At 43.5% G+C, this 18,915-nt stretch carries 15 protein-coding genes; 6 read left to right on the top strand and 9 right to left on the bottom strand.

Going from position 1 to position 18,915, the window contains the following annotated elements; translation table 11 throughout:
- Positions 1 to 2: 2 nt before the first annotated feature.
- The 5 genes from leuC to ilvD form a co-directional block, all read right to left on the bottom strand.
- Positions 3 to 1,400, bottom strand: coding sequence for a 3-isopropylmalate dehydratase large subunit (gene leuC / locus ECHVI_RS10065; RefSeq protein WP_015265871.1), 1,398 nt, complete (start codon positions 1,398 to 1,400; stop codon positions 3 to 5).
- Positions 1,401 to 1,563: 163 nt separating this feature from the next.
- Positions 1,564 to 2,607 carry a ketol-acid reductoisomerase gene (gene ilvC, locus ECHVI_RS10060; protein WP_015265870.1) on the bottom strand — a complete coding sequence of 348 codons (1,044 nt, stop codon included), beginning with the start codon at positions 2,605 to 2,607 and terminating at the stop codon, positions 1,564 to 1,566.
- Between the two features lie 11 nt (positions 2,608 to 2,618).
- Positions 2,619 to 3,122 (bottom strand): acetolactate synthase small subunit, encoded by a 504-nt coding sequence (ilvN, locus tag ECHVI_RS10055; protein WP_015265869.1) that lies wholly within the window; start codon positions 3,120 to 3,122, stop codon positions 2,619 to 2,621.
- Between the two features lie 113 nt (positions 3,123 to 3,235).
- Complete coding sequence (ilvB, locus tag ECHVI_RS10050) at positions 3,236 to 4,930, bottom strand: biosynthetic-type acetolactate synthase large subunit (RefSeq protein WP_015265868.1); 1,695 nt, start codon at positions 4,928 to 4,930, stop codon at positions 3,236 to 3,238.
- A gap of 142 nt (positions 4,931 to 5,072) precedes the next feature.
- A complete protein-coding gene (gene ilvD, locus ECHVI_RS10045; RefSeq protein ID WP_041738531.1) occupies positions 5,073 to 6,755 on the bottom strand; it encodes a dihydroxy-acid dehydratase in 1,683 nt (560 codons plus the stop codon).
- Between the two features lie 664 nt (positions 6,756 to 7,419).
- Here ilvD and ispE point away from each other — a divergent pair.
- Positions 7,420 to 8,226, top strand: a complete 807-nt coding sequence (gene ispE / locus ECHVI_RS10035; RefSeq protein ID WP_015265864.1) for a 4-(cytidine 5'-diphospho)-2-C-methyl-D-erythritol kinase — start codon at positions 7,420 to 7,422, stop codon at positions 8,224 to 8,226.
- Between the two features lie 31 nt (positions 8,227 to 8,257).
- Here ispE and ECHVI_RS10030 read toward each other — a convergent pair whose 3' ends face one another.
- The 3 genes from ECHVI_RS10030 to tgt are packed head-to-tail and all read right to left on the bottom strand — an operon-like array spanning position 8,258 to position 11,386.
- Entirely contained in the window at positions 8,258 to 9,178 is a 921-nt protein-coding gene (locus ECHVI_RS10030) for a DMT family transporter (RefSeq protein ID WP_015265863.1), read from the bottom strand.
- 4 nt (positions 9,179 to 9,182) lie between these two features.
- A complete protein-coding gene (locus tag ECHVI_RS10025) occupies positions 9,183 to 10,256 on the bottom strand; it encodes an LptF/LptG family permease (RefSeq protein ID WP_174316907.1) in 1,074 nt (357 codons plus the stop codon).
- The gene (tgt, locus tag ECHVI_RS10020) at positions 10,256 to 11,386 is read right to left on the bottom strand and encodes a tRNA guanosine(34) transglycosylase Tgt (RefSeq protein ID WP_015265861.1); all 1,131 of its coding nucleotides are present in this window, start codon (positions 11,384 to 11,386) and stop codon (positions 10,256 to 10,258) included. The genes ECHVI_RS10025 and tgt overlap by 1 nt, the downstream gene beginning before the upstream one ends.
- 133 nt (positions 11,387 to 11,519) lie before the next feature.
- On the opposite strand from tgt, the gene ECHVI_RS10015 reads away from it, so the two are divergent.
- From ECHVI_RS10015 to ECHVI_RS09995, 5 genes are all read left to right on the top strand, one after another.
- Positions 11,520 to 12,650 (top strand): glycosyltransferase, encoded by a 1,131-nt coding sequence (locus ECHVI_RS10015; RefSeq protein WP_015265860.1) that lies wholly within the window; start codon positions 11,520 to 11,522, stop codon positions 12,648 to 12,650.
- Positions 12,641 to 13,252 (top strand): RNA polymerase sigma factor, encoded by a 612-nt coding sequence (locus ECHVI_RS10010; RefSeq protein ID WP_015265859.1) that lies wholly within the window; start codon positions 12,641 to 12,643, stop codon positions 13,250 to 13,252. The genes ECHVI_RS10015 and ECHVI_RS10010 overlap by 10 nt, the downstream gene beginning before the upstream one ends.
- A 93-nt stretch (positions 13,253 to 13,345) precedes the next feature.
- Positions 13,346 to 13,990, top strand: coding sequence for a 16S rRNA (guanine(527)-N(7))-methyltransferase RsmG (rsmG, locus tag ECHVI_RS10005; protein ID WP_015265858.1), 645 nt, complete (start codon positions 13,346 to 13,348; stop codon positions 13,988 to 13,990).
- 287 nt (positions 13,991 to 14,277) lie between these two features.
- Complete coding sequence (locus ECHVI_RS10000; protein WP_015265857.1) at positions 14,278 to 16,068, top strand: glycoside hydrolase family 15 protein; 1,791 nt, start codon at positions 14,278 to 14,280, stop codon at positions 16,066 to 16,068.
- Positions 16,069 to 16,144: 76 nt separating this feature from the next.
- Entirely contained in the window at positions 16,145 to 16,738 is a 594-nt protein-coding gene (locus tag ECHVI_RS09995) for a serine O-acetyltransferase (RefSeq protein ID WP_015265856.1), read from the top strand.
- Positions 16,739 to 16,791: 53 nt separating this feature from the next.
- Here ECHVI_RS09995 and ECHVI_RS09990 read toward each other — a convergent pair whose 3' ends face one another.
- Positions 16,792 to 18,891, bottom strand: a complete 2,100-nt coding sequence (locus tag ECHVI_RS09990; protein WP_015265855.1) for a heparin lyase I family protein — start codon at positions 18,889 to 18,891, stop codon at positions 16,792 to 16,794.
- Between the last annotated feature and the right edge of the window lie 24 nt (positions 18,892 to 18,915).

Genomic DNA, 18,915 nt, shown 5'->3' with positions numbered 1-18,915 from the left:
GATTAAACTTCACGTGGATCTGCCACTTCGCCGGTGATGGCAACAGCAGCTACGGTCAACGGAGATGCTAGCAAGGTTCTTGCTCCTGGTCCTTGACGGCCTTCAAAATTCCTATTGGAGGTAGACACCGCATATTTACCTGCAGGAATCTTATCATCATTCATGGCCAAGCAAGCAGAACATCCTGGCTGGCGCAATTTGAAACCTGCTTCCTCCAAGATACTTACCAGCCCTTCTTCAATGGCTTGGCTTTCCACTTCCCTGGAACCCGGTACGATCCAAGCGGTAATGTTGTCCGCCTTTTTCTTACCTTTCACAAACTCCGCTACTGCACGGATATCTTCGATCCGGCCATTGGTACAGCTTCCTACAAAAACATAATCGATCTTCTTTCCTTTGATGGGTTCGCCAGGCTGAAATCCCATGTAATCCAATGACTTCAGATAAGTCTTTTTATTGCTCCCTTCCATACCTTCTGTGGTAGGAATGATATCTTTTATCTTGATGCCCATACCAGGATTGGTACCATAGGTAATCATTGGCTCGATGTCCTCGGCATCATAGGTATATTCCAAATCAAATTCAGCTCCTTCATCGGTTCTGAGGGATTTCCAGTATTCCACTGCCTTGTCCCAATCTTCCCCTTTGGGTGCATGTTCTTTTCCCTTCAAATAATCAAAAGTCACCTCATCTGGAGCGATCAATCCACCTCTGGCTCCCATCTCAATACTCATGTTACAGATGGTCATCCTTGCTTCCATGCTCAAGCTTTGGATGGCAGAACCCGCATATTCGATAAAATACCCGGTACCACCACTGGCAGAGATCTTGGAGATGATGTAAAGGATAATATCCTTAGAGGTTACGCCTTTTCCAAGCTCACCATTAACGGTGATACGCATGCGCTTAGGCTTGGACTGCATGATACATTGTGAAGCAAATACCATTTCTACTTCACTGGTACCGATCCCAAAGGCTATCGCCCCAAAAGCACCGTGTGTAGAGGTATGGCTATCGCCACAAACAATGGTCATCCCCGGCTGGGTGATGCCCAGTTCTGGACCGATCACGTGCACGATACCATGGTGGTCTGTCCCCAAGTCGTGCAATTCAATTCCGTACTTGCTACAGTTGTCGCGTAACTTTTCCACTTGCATGCGGGAAAGCTTATCTTTAATGGTTTTGTCCTGATCGATGGTAGGCACGTTGTGATCAGGAGTGGCTACCGTACGCTCGGGAAAGAGTACGTTGTTTCCTCGATTTTCAAGGTTAAGGAATGCCACGGGGCTGGTAACTTCATGGATAAAATGTTTATCTATGAAAAATACATCAGGCCCGCCTGGAACGGATTTGACTACGTGCTCATCCCAGACTTTATCAAATAATGTTTTCTTTTCCATCGCTTCTGTTGTCAATCGTCATAAAGTTCGGGAGGAACAGGTACAAAACATCTCCAATTTTCACCCATTCCTCCCAAAAGTCCACTTGTGGGAAAGTCTATCAGCTATAACACGCCAAAAGTTCTATTTAATTCCCTTGGCCAGACTTTCCGTAAAGTTTAAATTAGTTATTCTCTGGTCTTAGTTTGCGGACAGTTGCGCCTGCCTTCCACATTTCAGACTCTCTTAGTTCTTTCAGCTCCACTTCCAGTTTCTCTCTATAATCAGCCTTACTGTTGGATTCAATGGATTTAGCAGCTTCCTTACCGTCTTTTACACTCTTGTAAAGTTGCTCAAATACTGGCTTGGAAGCATCTCTGAAAGGTTTCCACCAGTCCAAAGCACCTCTTTGGGCCGTAGTGGAGCAGTTTGCATACATCCAGTCCATACCGTTTTCAGCGACCAATGGCATCAAGCTTTGGGTCAATTCTTCCACCGTTTCGTTAAACGCTTCAGATGGAGAGTGACCGTTTTCTCTCAACACTTCGTACTGGGCTGCGAAGATTCCTTGGATAGCGCCCATCAAGGTACCTCTTTCACCAGTAAGGTCAGAAGTCACCTCACGGTAGAAATCAGTTTCAAATAGATATCCAGAACCTACACCGATACCAAGTGCAATCACTCTTTCCCTGGCTTTACCCGTAGCATCTTGGTAGATGGCAAATGAAGAGTTCAAGCCTCTACCTTCTACAAACATTCTTCTCAAAGAAGTTCCTGAACCTTTTGGTGCTACCAAGATCACATCCACATCTTCTGGTGGCACGATACCGGTCTGGTCTTTGTATGTTACGCCGAATCCATGGGAGAAATAAAGGGCTTTCCCAGGGGTAAGGTGCTTTTTAACGGTAGGCCAAAGAGCGATCTGACCTGCATCAGAAAGCAAGAACTGAAGAATAGTACCTTTTTCACAGGCTTCTTCCAGTTCAAAAAGCGTTTCACCAGGAACCCAACCGTCTGCCACAGCCTTGTCCCAAGTTTTGGAGTTTTTACGTTGGCCGACGATGACATTAAAACCGTTGTCTTTAAGGTTCAGTGCTTGACCTGGGCCCTGTACGCCGTAGCCCAACACAGCAATCACTTCATCCTTAAGTACTTCTCTGGCTTTCTCAAGAGGGAATTCTTCTCTTGTTACTACATCTTCTTCAACTGTTCCGAATTTCAGTTTCATTGTTTCTAATTTTAATTATTCAAATATTGTTCAATTGTTCCCATTGGTTTGGCCACGGCTACTCTACCTGATCTGGCAAATTCAAGGATATTAAAATCCTTCAGAATCTCCAACAGGGCTTTGGTATCCTCTTTATGGCCGGTCATTTCGATGACTACAAATTCCTTCTCCGCGGAAATGATACGGGCATTGTACTGCCTGATCACCTTTTCCAAGCCCGGATCAAGACTGCTGATCGGTATTTTGTAAAGGGCGATTTCTTGGTACACCACTTCGTCATCCTTATAGTAAAAGGACTTGATCACATCAATGATCTTTTCCGTTTGCTTGACGATCTGGATGACCTGATCTTCTGTCGTGGTCACTTCAATGGTGATCCTATGGACACCATCTTCCTTACTCTCCGAAGCGGTAAGGGCATCTATATTCACTCCCCTTCTGGTAAATATCAAGGTAACTCTATTCAGGATACCGATGAAATTTTCGGTAAAAAGGGATACGGTATATCGATTCATATTAGTTGGTATCTGGTATTTAGTATCTAGTAGTATACAGTGCATCCACCTAATGGCAGAAGATTTCTAGAAGAAGCGGGACTCCCATCCACTAGGATAATCCACCCCTTCTTTTAACTCAACCTGACCTCCTCCACAGAACATCCTGTTGGGATCATTGGAAACACATTGTCTTCTTTCTCTACCACTACTTCAAGGAAATATGGCCCCTCATGAGTCAGCATATCAGCCACTGCATCGCTCAAATCGCCTCGTTCGGTCACCTTAGTGGCTTTCATATTATACGCCTCTGCGATTTTGATGAAGTCGGGGTTATCCAATTCAGTGAAGGAATATCGCTTATCAAAAAACAGCTGTTGCCACTGCCTTACCATTCCCAAGAAATTGTTGTTTAGCAACACCACTTTCACAGGGCTTCTGGTCTGCATGATGGTTCCCAATTCCTGAACGGTCATCTGGATACCACCGTCACCGACCACACAAACTACTTGGCGGTTAAGGTCTGCTAACTGCGCACCAAGCGCTGCCGGCAAGCTGAATCCCATGGTTCCGAGCCCTCCAGAAGTTACCTGTGTTCGGGTCGTTTTAAACTTAAAATACCGCCAGGCAATCATCTGATGCTGTCCTACGTCAGTCACCAGCACGGCATCGTCTTTCTTGTAATCGTTAATGTACCGGATCACCTCGCCCATTGTCAAGCCCGTTTTGGTAGGCAGAAGATCAAGGGATACCACCGCACTTTTCTCCTTTTCTTCTAAGGTCCTGAATTCCGCCAACCACTCATCGTGGCTGGCCTTGTTGACTTTTTCGGTCAGCATGGGAAGGCTTTCCTTACAGTTGCCCAAGACAGATACTTCACACTTCACATTTTTATTGATCTCAGCATTGTCAAGCTCCAGGTGAACCACCTTTGCTTGCTTCGCATATCGCTTCAGGTCACCTGTCACGCGGTCATCAAAACGCATTCCGACAGCAATCAGCACATCACACTTGTTCGTCAGTATATTGGGCGCATAATTGCCGTGCATGCCAAGTTTCCCCACAAACTGCGGATGTTCTTCACTTAATGCCCCGGATCCTAATAAAGTACAAGCAGCCGGAATTCCCGTCTTATCTAAAAAGGCCTTTAATTCTTCTTCTGCCTTCCCGATCACCACACCTTGACCAAAAAGCAAATAGGGCCTTTTGGCGGCATTGATTACCTCGGCGGCGGCGGCAATTTCACTGTCCTTCACTTTAGGGTAAGGACGATATGACCTGATCCCGAGACAAGGGACATAATTAAAGTCTGCCAGCTCATTTTGGGCATCTTTGGTAATGTCAATAAGCACGGGTCCCGGCCTCCCAGACCGGGCAATGTGAAAACCTTTGGCGATAGCAGGAGCAATATCTTCTGCTTTTCTCACTTGGATGTTCCATTTGGTCCCGGGCATGGAGAATCCCACCACATCGGTCTCTTGGAAAGCATCTGTCCCCAAAAGTGCCGAAGCCACCTGGCCCGTGATACAGACCAGAGGAGTGCTATCGATCAAGGCATCTGCTATCCCAGTGATGAGATTAGTAGCTCCTGGCCCTGAAGTAGCCATGCAGACGCCGACTTTTCCGGAGACTCGCGCATACCCCTGTGCAGCATGGATGGCTCCCTGTTCATGTCTCGTCAGTACATGTTTGATTTGGTCCGCGTAATCATAGAGTGCATCATATACTGGCATGATGGCACCTCCTGGATATCCGAAAATGTAATCACAATTTTCAGATACCAGGGATTTGATCACGATCTCAGCTCCTCTGATTCTCGAATCTTTCATGTGTTTATAATTGATTTTTAGAGGCCACATGGCATCTCGCATATGCTATCCTCGTACGATATGCCGTGAATATGATGCGAGATTTCATGTGTAGTTTAAATTATATTTGAGGTTTAAGTCTTATGCTGATTGGTCTATTACCTCACTGTTTGTCAGTAACACACCCCTCAGATGCTGTAGAAACCAATTGGACATATTTCTTTAACGTTCCCTGAAGATGGCTCAGGTCTTTGTTCTTCCAGTTTTTCTTACGCTCGGCAAATTCCGCCTCACTGACATCTACCCTGATTTCAAGGCTTTCTGCATCAATGGTAATCACATCACCATCCTTGAGCAAACCGATCGGCCCGCCTAGATAAGCTTCAGGCGTCACATGCCCTACCACAAAACCATGCGTACCACCAGAGAACCTACCATCTGTTATTAGCGCGACATCTGATCCAAGTCCTGCACCGATGATGATAGAAGTGGGCTTTAGCATCTCTGGCATCCCAGGTCCACCTTTAGGCCCTACATATCTAATCACCACTACGTCGCCTTTTTGGATTTCCTTGTTTTTCATGGCCGCATTGGCGGAAGGCTCATCATCAAATACCTTAGCCGTACCCGTAAAGGATTTTCCTTCTTTACCGGAAATTTTAGCTACGGCACCTTCTGGAGCTAAGTTCCCATGAAGCACACACAAGTGACCGGATGGTTTGATGGGATTATCCAAGGGATGGATCACACTTTCCTTTGAAGGTTTGACAGGGTCGATATCTTCTAGGTTCTCGGCCATGGTTTTGCCGGTCACCGTAAGGCAATCGCCGTGCAGCAATCCTTCATTCAAGAAATATTTTAAGAAAGCAGGCAGTCCACCCATCTCATAGAGGTCTTCCATCATGAACTTCCCACTTGGCTTAAAATCACCCAATACAGGCGTTTCGGCATTGATACGCTTAAAGTCCTCTAGGGTAAAATCAATTCCTGCGGTCCTGGCTATCGCCAAAATATGAAGCGCCGCATTGGTACTTCCTCCGAGTGCTACGGTCACCCGAACGGCATTCTCCAAACTCTTCTTGGTGATGATATCTTTAGGCTTGATATCCAATGCCAATAATTGCTTGATGTATTTTCCTATGTTTTTACATTCTTCACGCTTCTCCTTGGAAGTAGCTGGATAGGACGAGCTGAAAGGGAGTGAAAGCCCCATGGCCTCAATGGCCGAAGACATCGTGTTGGCAGTATACATTCCTCCACATGCTCCAGCTCCAGGACAGGCATTTTTGATCACGCCCATATAATCCTCATCAGAAATTTGACCGTTGATCTTTTTACCGTAAGCTTCGAAAGCGGAAACGATGTTCAGCTTTTCACCTTTATAGTTTCCAGACCTGATCGTACCTCCAAAGACCATGATCCCTGGACGGTTTACACGGAGCATTCCCATCACCACACCTGGCATGTTTTTATCACATCCCGGAATCGTCACCACGCCGTCAAAGCTATGTCCCAAAATGAATGACTCGATAGAATCGGCAATTACTTCCCGAGAAGGAAGACTGTACCGCATCCCGGAAGTCCCCATGGACTGCCCATCGGAAATACCAATGGTATTAAAAATAAAGCCTGAAAGGTCCGCTTGGTTCGTAGAAGCTTTGATATCTTCCGCGAAACTGTTCAAGTGCATATTGCACGGGTTACTTTCATACCCACAGCTGGCTACGCCTACAAACGGCTGCTTCATCTTTTTATCAGTGATGCCGGTGGCGTATAACATGGCCATTGCCGCCGGATTCTCCTCATTATCACTGATTTCCCAACTATATTTCTTTAAATCGCTCATCATTTATACAATATTCTGTTATTCCCTTATAAAAAAAAGTGCCTCACGAGTATGAGGCACTTTATTGCTTTATGGATGTCTTACAATAGTCTAGCGCCTCACTTACAGTTATAAATGAGAATGACAATAAGGTTAATGACGCTGACTATTCTGAACATGCTTTTATGTGTGTTTAGTGGTGTCTTTTCTTTGATCTTTTCTAATTGCTTAACAAAAGTAAAACCCTATTTTGAGACTTACAATATTTTATTTCTTTTTTTAAAATGAATTAAAAATTAAACTATTGCCTATTTAATAAATCACTTCAGTTTTAGATAGCTTTTTTATGCAATACGCTTTTTTATGTTTTATTAGAAAAACAATTATTGAATTTTCGAAATTTTCTTCTGATTTCCAAAAAAATTAAATTTTTGTTAAAAAAATCCTTGAAATCGATCACCAAAACCAACATTTAAGGGATATTTTAGATCAAAACCCAACATAATGGCGACAATTCACAAAATCCACAAAAATTAATATCTCATTTCGGCCTGTTTTGAAGCAATTATTTTCAGGACCAACATCAGTTCGGCAGGTCGGAGCTTGGCAATTCTTCAGCCATCCTAATGCCGCATTTTCTCCATTCCCTATTATCTTTACCTCCCAAGGCATATTTATTTCAACCATGGTATTATTTCCAAACGCAAAAATCAATCTTGGCCTGTCCATTACCGCAAAAAGAAAGGACAGCTATCACGACATCACCACTTGCATGGTACCTGTTCCGCTCCACGATGCGCTGGAAATCACCTTTGCAGACAAAACCTCCTTTACAAGCACCGGTTTCCCTATCCCTGGACCGGAAAAAGACAACCTTATTCTTAAAGCTTTTAAGTTGATGAGAAGGGATTTCAATGACCTTCCCCATGTACATTTCCACCTCCATAAGGCTATCCCCATGGGGGCAGGACTAGGCGGCGGATCTGCCGACGCGGCCTTTGCCCTCACGATGATGAACACCTTGTTTGACCTTCACTTGGAAAATTGGTTCTTGGAAGATTATGCCGCCCAACTCGGTAGCGACTGCCCATTCTTCATCGAAAACACACCTAAAATTGCCACTGGCAGAGGAGAAATCCTTGAAGACATTTCCTTAGACCTAAAAGGCTGCTACCTTATCCTCATCAATCCCAATATCCATATCGGCACCAAAGAAGCCTACGAAGGAGTCACGCCAAAACCACCTGAGCATGATCTCGGAGCGACCCTTGCGGACCGTGACCTTTGGCAGGACCGGCTGGTCAATGATTTTGAGGCAAGCATCTTCCCAAAACATCCAGAAATCGCGGATATTAAAGCAAAACTCTATGAAATGGGAGCCTTTTATGCAGCCATGTCAGGCTCAGGATCCACTGTCTTTGGGCTATTCGATAAAGAAACTGAGCTTGGCAATTGGCCTAAGGAGTACTTCACCTTCGCGGGGAAGTGCTAACTCAAACCTCTTTATCTTTCCAAATCCGGAATTACTGCATTCTTAACAATTGCTTGTTCTTTTTTCTTCTGTATAAGAAATTAAAAACGGGATACATGATGACGGAGGCAAGGATAATCAAGGTGCCCATATAAAACCCAGGCGTCATTTTCTCTTGGTCTCCGAAAATCAACACGGCAAGGATAATTCCGTAAACGGGTTCTAAGTTAACAGTCAGGTTAATGACAAATACACTTAGCCTTCTCATGAGTTCCACTGAAACAGAAAAAGCATATACCGTACACACACCTCCCAGCAGCAACAACCAAAACCAATCCATCGGAGCGGGAACAAGCTGCAACCCTTCTTCTCCTGCCCAAAACTGTACATAAATCGGCATGAACAACAGGGAAAACAAGCAGGCCCCTATCATCTCATAAAAAGTAATGACATAGGCAGCGTGTTTTTTGGTCAACTGTCCATTGCTTACGGTAAAACAAGCCCCCAAAAAAGCAGCACCAATGGCCATGGCCAGTCCCTTCCAGTGCTGGACCTCAAACCTGAAGATCACATATAATCCCACTAGCACCATAATCCCCAGCATTACTTCATACCATTTGATTTTGGAATGGTTTACCCACGGTTCTATAAAAGCCGTCCATAAAGAGCAGGTGGCCACCCCGGCAAGACATACAGAGGCTGTGGACACCCTGGCTGCTCCAAAAAACAAAATCCAATGCAAGCCTATCAGCATTCCCGTCCCGATCACTTTGCCAAGCTCTTTTACAGGCATCTTCACGTGTCTGCCTTGGATCATAAAAATCACTCCCAGCATCACTGACGCCAATAAGGTCCTATAGAATACGATTTCTACCGCCGGTATCACGATCAAAAGGCCCAAAATAGCGGTAAATCCCCATATCAAAACCGTGAGATGGAGCATTAAATAATCCTTGAAAGATGCACCTGTCATACCGCTACCGAGGAATCGTTTTATACATCACCAAACCTGTGATGGCAAAAATAATATTGGGCGACCAGACAGCTAGTATCGGATAAGGCGTGCCGGCCTCTGCAAATGTTCTGGACAACAGGAACAATATGATATACACAAAAGCCAAAAGGAAGCCCAAGGCTATCTTAAAACCTGATCCACCCCGCGTCTTTTTCGACGCCACGATCACACCAATAAATGTCAGAATGATGGCTGCAAAGGGAGACATAAACCGCACATACCGTTCAATTTTATAAAAGTTTACATTATCGGCACCACGGTCCTCCAGCACCTTAATCTGTCTGCTCAGCTCGGGCAGGTTCAGGGTTTCGTGGTGATTTGGCGGTAAATCAAAATCGGCGGGGGTAATGGAAAGCACCGTATCCATCTCCTCTCCTACTTCATAGGCTTCTTCCATATCCTCCAGCGTCCGGATTTTATAATTTCTGACCTCCCAGGCATTTGCAGCCGTATCCCAGACGATCCGATCTGCCGACAGCTTTGAGATCAGCTTTCCATCTTCTATATGCTCTAAGGTAAAGGTATAGCCTGTCTTAGGCCCGGTATAGTATTTACTGATATAAGCGTATACGTCGGGGGCTACTTTTACATGGAGGTTTTGGTAGTTGTACTGGGCATCATCTTCAAGGTACTCCATCTTAAAGTTATACACGCCAGCCGTAGCCCCTGGCAGCACCCAGCCGTTAAGCAAAAAACTGGCAATTGCAATCATGGACGCTCCTATCAGAAAAGGTCTTAGCATCCGGACAAAGCTCACTCCACTGCTCAGAATAGCCACTATTTCCGTCCTGCCTGCCATTCGGGAGGTAATAAAAATCACCGAAATAAACACCGTAATCGGCGTCAGCAGGTTATTGAGGTACAGCCCATAATTGAACATGTACTTCAAGATCTCCGGTGTAGGCACATTATTACGGATAAAATCATCATTCTTTTCAGTGAAGTCCAATACCAATACAATTAAGATCAGCATCAACACCACAAAAAAGTAGGTTTTCAAAAAATCCTTAATGATCAGTTTATCCAGCAACTTTATCATAACCTTCTGCTTACTTTTTTCACCATCTCGTCTTTCCAAACCGCAAATTCTCCAGCCTTGATTTTTTCTCTTGCTTCGGCCACCAGCCAAAGGTAAAAACTCAGGTTGTGAACACTCGCTATCTGAGCAGCCAAAATTTCCTTGCTCACCGTAAGGTGACGAAGATAAGCTTTCGAATAAAAACTGCTCACGTGGCTATTGATATTGGGATCAATGGGAGAAAAATCATCCTTCCATTTTTCGTTTCGCATGTTCATGATTCCCTCAGAGGTGAAAAGCATCCCGTTACGGGCATTGCGCGTCGGCATCACACAGTCAAACATATCCACTCCCAAGGCAATGCATTCCAAGATATTGGCAGGAGTACCCACTCCCATAAGGTAACGTGGCTTATCTTCCGGTAGAATGTCCGTAACCAACTCGGTCATTTCATACATCATTTCTGCGGGTTCTCCCACGGACAATCCCCCAATGGCATTTCCTTCTCTGCCACATGATGCCACGAATTCTGCAGATTGTTTCCTCAGGTCTTTATACACACTTCCTTGAACAATCGGAAACAATGCCTGGCTGTAACCATACTTCCCTTCGGTACTGTCCACTTGATCTATACAGCGCTTCAGCCAGCGGTGAGTCATTTCCATGGATTTTCTGGCATAGCCAAATTCACATGGATAGGGAGTACATTCATCAAAGGCCATGATAATATCCGCACCGATACTCCGCTGTATATCCATCACATTTTCAGGGGTAAACTTGTGCTTAGAACCATCAATATGGGACTTAAACAGCACCCCCTCTTCTGTTATTTTCCGTGTTCCGGCCAAGGAAAACACTTGATAGCCTCCACTGTCTGTAAGGATTGGCTTATTCCATCCGTTAAATTTGTGCAATCCGCCGGCCTTTTCCAGCACATCCAGGCCTGGACGCAAATACAAGTGATAGGTATTCCCTAAGATAATTTGGGCTTTGATATCATAGGTTAGCTCGCGCTGGTGAACAGCCTTCACCGAGCCAGCCGTTCCGACTGGCATAAATATCGGCGTCTGAATATCCCCATGGTCTGTTTTGACCACACCTGTCCTTGCTTTGCTTTTTTGGTCTGTATTTTCTAGAATGAACTTCATCAATCGTGCTTTTCAGACAAAGTCAAACGACCTTGTGCTGATTTAGTTATCAATTTCTGCACAAAAATATAAGCTTATCCTTAAAAGAGTTGCTGTTTTTGATTTTATCTTTGTAAGGAAATCCAAACGACACATGATCATCGATTTGCTCTGGCTCATTTTCGGAGCTGCTACATTCATACAAGTTATTTACTTTTTGTTCGTTTACGGCAAGCTAAGTTATTTTTACCAGGATAAAAGTGAATCCACGGCTGACCATAACCAAGAAGGTGTTACCGTTGTGATTGCTGCACATAACGAAGCAGAAAACTTGCAAAAGCTCATCCCATTGCTTTTTCAGCAAAATTACCCCGCCTTTGAAGTACTGATCATCAATGACAGGTCCTATGATGATACGAGGTTTCTTCTGGAGCAGATGATGAAAGAATACCCCATGCTCCGAACAGTCACCATTGAGTACACCCCCGAGCATGTGACAGCAAAGAAATATGCCCTTACCTTGGGCATTAAAGTGGCCAAGTATGATGTCCTCTTGCTGACAGATGCCGACTGTCTTCCTGTTTCTGAAAATTGGATCAAGCGAATGACCCATCCCATCAGAAACGGTAAAAAAACATTTTCCCTAGGCTATGGAGGCTATGGCAAGGGAAAGGGATTTTTAAATGCCCTCATCCAATTTGAAACCTGGTTTACTGCTATTCAGTATTTTTCCTTTGCTCTTTGGAAGGCCCCTTTCATGGGAGTCGGCCGAAATTTAGCCTATCGGCGCACGTATTTCATGGACCACAAAGCCTTCAAAGACCTTTGGCATATTCTCGGAGGCGATGACGACCTATATGTCAATCGGCATGCAAAAAAGCACAACACCGCAGTGGTCATACACCCCGAAGGAATCACTGAGTCCATCCCAAAAAAGACCTTTAAGGAATACTATGTACAGAAAACGAGGCATTACCAAGCGGGAAAATATTATAAGACCAGTGATAAAGCAAAAATAGGCCTTTATGCCATAAGTCATTTGTTTTTTTGGGCAACAGCAATAGCTTTGATCAGTATTACACAAAAATGGGAACCAATTGCCGTTATTGTCAGTATTATAGTAACAAGGGCATTGCTGCAATTTTCCATATTCAATAATGCAATCAAAAAAATCGAAGGTCAAAAGAAAGTGTTGTGGACCATGTTTTTCGATTTAATGTATTTAAGTTATTTTTGGATTATTGGGGCTAAAGGTTACCTATCAAAGACAGTTAGATGGAAATAAACGAAAGAGGGTTCTCAGACAAAGCGTTAGAAGATTTTGACTTAATAGACCAAGCGGTAGATCAAAAAGACCAACAGGCATACGCCACGCTTATGAAGCGCTATAAGAAGGCGGTTTATTTTATGATTTTAAAAATGATCCGCGACGCTGATGATGCGGAGGATCTTACCATGGAAGCATTTGCCAAAGCTTTCAGGAACCTACACAAGTTCAAGAAAGATTATACCTTTAGCACTTGGCTGTTTCGAATTGCCACAAACAATACGATCGACTTTATCCGAAAGAAAAAGCTTAAAACAATGAGCCTTAACAACACCCTCACGGATGATGGTGGTAATTCGGTAAACATTGACGTGGAAGATGACGACAACAATCCCCAAGACGAGTTCATCAAAAGTCAGCGGATCGAGATGGTGCGTATTTTTGTCGATAAGCTTCCGGCAAAGTACCGTAAGTTAGTGAAATTGAGGTATTTTGACGAGCTGTCATATGATGAAATCGCCCAGGAGCTGGACAAACCACTCGGGACTGTCAAAGCCCAGCTGCACCGCTCCCGTGAGCTTCTTTATGAAATTGCCCAAGGAAAGCAAAAATATATTTAGGAACTTAACGTCTCAAAAGACCAACATCCCGAAGTGAACACCCCCTTTCCTTGTACTTTATATCAAACATATTAATTAACGCCTAAACTCTATATGACGCAGGAATTAGATCTGATCTTACCCTATTTTCCGGATATAACGGAAAAGCAAAAAGAACAATTTACCGCATTGGGGGACCTATACCGGGATTGGAACCAAAAAATCAATGTCATCAGCCGAAAAGACATGGATGCCTTTTACCTGCACCATGTCCTGCACTCTTTGGGAATTGCCAAAGTCATGCAGTTTGAGCCGAACACCTGGGTACTGGACATCGGCACGGGAGGTGGATTCCCAGGCATACCACTTGCAATTCTTTTTCCTGAGACCAATTTTCACCTAGTCGACTCCATCGGCAAAAAAATCACTGTCGTAAAGGATGTTGCCAAAACCTTAAAGCTCAGCAATGTGGAAGCCCAACAGGCAAGAGCTGAATCGCTGCCGCGTAAATATGACTTTATCATCAGCAGGGCAGTCACCCGAATGGCCAATTTCTACCCTTGGGTAAAAGACAAGTTTAAGAAAGAAGATTTCAATGAATTTACCAACGGCATTCTCTATCTCAAGGGCGGAGATGTGGATGAAGAAATGGAAGAACTGCCTATTTCCTATGTCACCTATCACTTGAGTGATTACTTCAAAGAAGATTTTTTTGAAACCAAAAAAGTGGTATACGTTCCCTATGAAGGCAAAAGATGATAGGAACAGCGATTGCCTAATTTGGCTTTGCCATGAGTGGGAAAGCTCACGGATAAGAGGGTTTATTTTTCCAATTGGCATGGCGAAAAAAAACCATATGAGGCTATTTCAGAAGTAAGAACAATCCCTGAAAGGCTCCTAAAAGCAACTGCCATATCCTCGGATTCAAGTAAACCCTCCATCATTTTAACATTTCGGCCAAACAACCTTCTTACCTTTTCATTTTTTTGCTATATTCAACGCTTACCCAAAGTTGCCTACTTTTTACACCATTCAACCTAAAATTTATGACAAAAAGACATCTTTATGGTACAGGGCTGATCGGAAACTGTGCTTATATCGCCCACATTGAAAAAAACACCAATATTAGCTGGCTCTGTTTCCCTCGCTTTGACAGTGATTTTATTTTTGGGGGAATGCTGGACCGAGAGAAAGGGGGAGAATTCAGCATCCTGCCGGAAGAAAATGCTTTTACCACCCAGCAAGAATACCTCGAAAACACCAATATCCTTAAGACAACAGTCATTTTGGATAATGGAGAGGAAGCTTATTCCGTAACGGACTTTGCTCCTCGTTTTATGAACTTTGAGCGCTACCATAAGCCCCTGATGGTCATCAGAAAGGTGGAACCCATTTCAGGCGAACCCAAGATCAAGATCAACTGTAAACCGGTCACTAATCGGGGCAACAAAAAGCTTAAGCCGAGCATGAACAGTAACCATATTGAATTTTTGGGTGCTGAACAAGAAGTCCGCTTGACGGCAAATTGCTCTGTAAACTATATCATGGAAGACCGTGCTTTCAGGCTTCAGCGTCCCATTTACTTGTTTTTCACCTATGGGCAGCCACTGGAAGCACCCGTAGAAAGTACTGCCGAGCGCTTCCTACAGGCCACCACTCAGTATTGGCGAGAATGGGTGAAATCTACCAGCATACCCCACTTCTACCAAAAACTTGTGGTCAGGTCTGCATTGGCCCTGAAAATCCATCAATTTGAAGACACAGGAGCTATTATTGCGGCTTCCACGACCAGTCTACCAGAGTCTCCAGGCTCCACTAGGAATTGGGATTACCGGTATTGCTGGATCCGAGACAGTTATTATACGCTAAACGTCTTTAACTCGCTTGGGCATTTCCAAGAACTGGAACGGTATTTTGAATACATCCAAAACCTTCCCACCAATGCCAACGGCCGTTACCAGCCGCTATATTCCATAACAGGGTCTGCCCTTTTGGAGGAAGAACTCAGTGACCTGTCAGGATACCTAGGCAACCAACCCGTCCGGTTTGGCAACCAAGCGTATACCCATATCCAAAATGATCTTTACGGCCAAGTATTGGTAAGTCTTTTGCCACTGTATGCGGACAAACGTTTCATTGAATCTGAAAAGAGTCACTCGGCACCTTTCATCCATAACCTGTTGGATAAAATAGAAGAGACCATGAATGAAAAAGACGCTGGGCTGTGGGAATTCAGAAATTTGGCTCAGGAGCATTGCTATACCTTTATTTTCCATTGGGCCGGCTCATGTGCTGCAATCAAGATCGCAGATCGGCTTCAGGACAGCTCCATGAAGGAAAAGGCTGAAAAACTCAGGCTTCAGTCGATCGAAAAAATCGAAGCATGCTATGTCCCAGAAATGAAAGCTTATGCCCAAGCCATAGGCACCAAAAACATGGATGCCAGCACCTTACAACTCATCACTATGGGGTATTTTGGCAATGACATTGAGCGTGCCAACAACCACTTGAAAATGCTGGAAAAGGACCTACTGGCCAAAGATTACCTCTTTTATCGGTATAAGCATATGGACGATTTTGGGGTACCGGAAACCACATTTCTAATTTGTGCCTTCTGGTACATCGAAGCATTGGCCTGTGTAAACCGTCTTGATGAAGCAGTGGAAGGCTTTGAGACCCTTACCAAGTACTGCAATCACCTTCAACTCTTCTCCGAAGATGTGGATCATGAAACAGGAAGCCAATGGGGAAACTTCCCTCAAGCATATAGCCATGTAGGCTTGATGAATGCCGCCTATCGCATCGGCCAGAAACTAGACCGCCCTAATTTCTTGTAATCGCCAGTCACGAAATCAGATAATTTAGGACACGCTTCAATTGGGATATTATATAGCTCTATTCAAACTTATAACAATGATTAAAACAAAAGATGATTACCTCGAATACATCAATCAGGACGCTTCATCTATGGGCATAAACTATCACGCTGTCAAAAATCGAGTTATGACACGATTTTCCAATCCTCGATGGAAATTCATTCTGCTCCTTAGAAAATGTGAATATCACTGTAATAATAAAGACAAACTATTTTCAAAGATCCTTTTTAGCTACTATTATTACAAATACAAAACACTAGGGTTAAAACTTGGTTTTACGATTCCTGTAAATGTATGTTCCAAAGGGCTTTCTCTACCTCACTATGGCACTATCATTATCAGTAAAAATGCAAAAATCGGTGAAAACTGCAGGATCCATGCCTGTGTGAATATTGGTGCAAACGCAGGATCACCAGAAGCACCCCAAATTGGCAAAAATGTATACATTGGCCCAGGTGCAAAATTATTTGGCAATATCTACATTGGTAATCACTGCACAATAGGTGCAAATGCAGTAGTCAATAAGTCGTTTAACCAAGAACATTGTGTAATTGGCGGTATACCTGCTAAAATCCTTAAAGAAGGAAAATCTGATTGGCTCCAGGACAATAATTTAAATATTACTCCCTAGATTAGGTTAGATCGGAAAATTCCCGATCTAACCTCTTCCAAAACCTTTACTTTCTACTCAATCAATTTTTCCCAATAACTAGCAGGATACTCAACCCCACTAATTGCTCTCCTGCCCTCAGGATCCATTTTTGAAAACATAACATAGGCTGGAGCCACATTATTTGCTATTCTTACCTCATCATAATAAAGCAATCGCTCGTCTGGTATTGTTTCCAGTGTACCCGCCAGCCACTGAGAACAATAAAGCCCCACCTTCCATGAATAATGGTATTCAAGATCATTTGAATACATGGTAGGTCCCTGATGATCCACCACCAACTCCCTATTGAGCCATAACTTTGCTATTCCGTCCGTGGGATGGAGTTCATAGTAAAGAATAAAATCATGCCATTCTCCAGGAGTAATTTTCTTAAACCTGTAATACTTTCTCATAGTGGCTTTCAATTCGGCTTCCTCTTCAATTTTGGAATTAAAGTCGCCATAGCAAATCTGCATATAAAAACCGTCCTCTTGTGTCCTAATACTGATAGGTGGCGACTGGCTGTAACCTACATGCAGTTGCTGAATTACCTCAGCTATCGTATGAGACGGGTCGATATAATAGTCCGATGGGAAATATATTGAGTAAGACATCCACTTTTTCATTCTGGACATTTCAGTCTCCATGCCTGAAAGAGACAACACCTCAGTTCTATGTTTCTTTAATTGATAACGCAACCCCTTTCTTAGGTAAAACCGTCCACTTGTGGTGCCGGATCTCGCCACATCTGAACTCACCAAAATATCATTCGGATCATTATAACATTGACGTTGTACCCAAGAATCTGTAGCTCCCTCTGCATCTAGATCACTATTGATGATGATATCTTGAAACGGACAGTATTTCACTACCTCAACAAGCTCATTATTTATAGTGCCCACATCAATGGCCGCAATTTCTTCATCACTCAACACACGGTTCCATACGGCAAACCTTCCAATGACACTTTTGTAACTTGCCGTTGCTCCATTCAATTTTCCGAGTGTCCATATTTCATCATTATGTACATTGAGGCCATTGGTCACGTCATTGGATTTGTTAAGCTTACCATCGGTAAAAAAGCGAATCCTGTCACCATCATAGGTAATTACGCACTGCAGAGTACCACCATCAGTAGGATAGGTTCCCGAGTCTCCCGTGGACCTACCTCTCCCATCACTCCCTTGCGATTCAGGATTTACCCCCATTTCCAAACGCCCGTCTGAAACCGTAGCCAGCCGAAAACCATTATTACCACTACCTAAGGAGTAGGTTCCAAAGAACGATCCTGCTGACCTAACCTGTTTACCATACTCCACTAATACCGTGAATTTTTCTTTGACAAGCCCCAGCGATTTAGAGAACGGTATAACAAAGTATCCGCGTAAATCTGCTTCTTCATTATTACCAACCATTACCTTAAAACCAGATAACTCAGAAACCCATTCAACATCATCGGGATTAACGATTCTCCCGTGATTACCATTACCGCTCTTATCCTTAATATAATCTCTATATCCTATATCCTGATTAAAATCATAATGGATCACCATGCCATCATATACGTCCAAAGGCTCATAATCTGGAACAGTCATGATCGAATATAGCACAAACCCTTTATTCAAAAACTGATATTTGATAATATTCAATTGATTGGGCTTATAATCACCTGATTCTTTCTCAAAACTCTCGGGTAAACTCGGCATAGAAGAACTCTTATGAAAAATAAAACCTTCTCCTTCTCCTGGAAAATACTCCAATGAAAGGTCCTCGGATATATCTCCTGACAATGGCATGGTATGCGAGCCATATCTTCGCCGCTTATCATATTGAAGAACACTTCCCTCCGAATATTCATACCCATATTCATACCCTTTGGAAACTTCCTGACTATCTGAAAAAATCGCTTTGTTCAAGTAAGCAATAAAAGCCTCCACTGAAGAAAAAGGATTTCTTTGCTCATCTATAAATTCAGAAAAGTGACCATAAAGTGCCACATGCCCCACCTCATTACTACTTACCAAGACGATCTCTTGTATCCTATAGATAAAAAACTGACCAGTGGGATAAGATTCATCTCCCACCCAAAATACGCCAGAACCCAATTCGCCCGGTGTTACTTGAATTGCCATAAATAATTAATTTAAAGGTAAAAA

This window comes from Echinicola vietnamensis DSM 17526 (genome assembly GCF_000325705.1).
Taxonomy (GTDB): Bacteria; Bacteroidota; Bacteroidia; order Cytophagales; family Cyclobacteriaceae; genus Echinicola; species Echinicola vietnamensis.
This window is presented reverse-complemented; position numbering and strand designations above follow the sequence as displayed.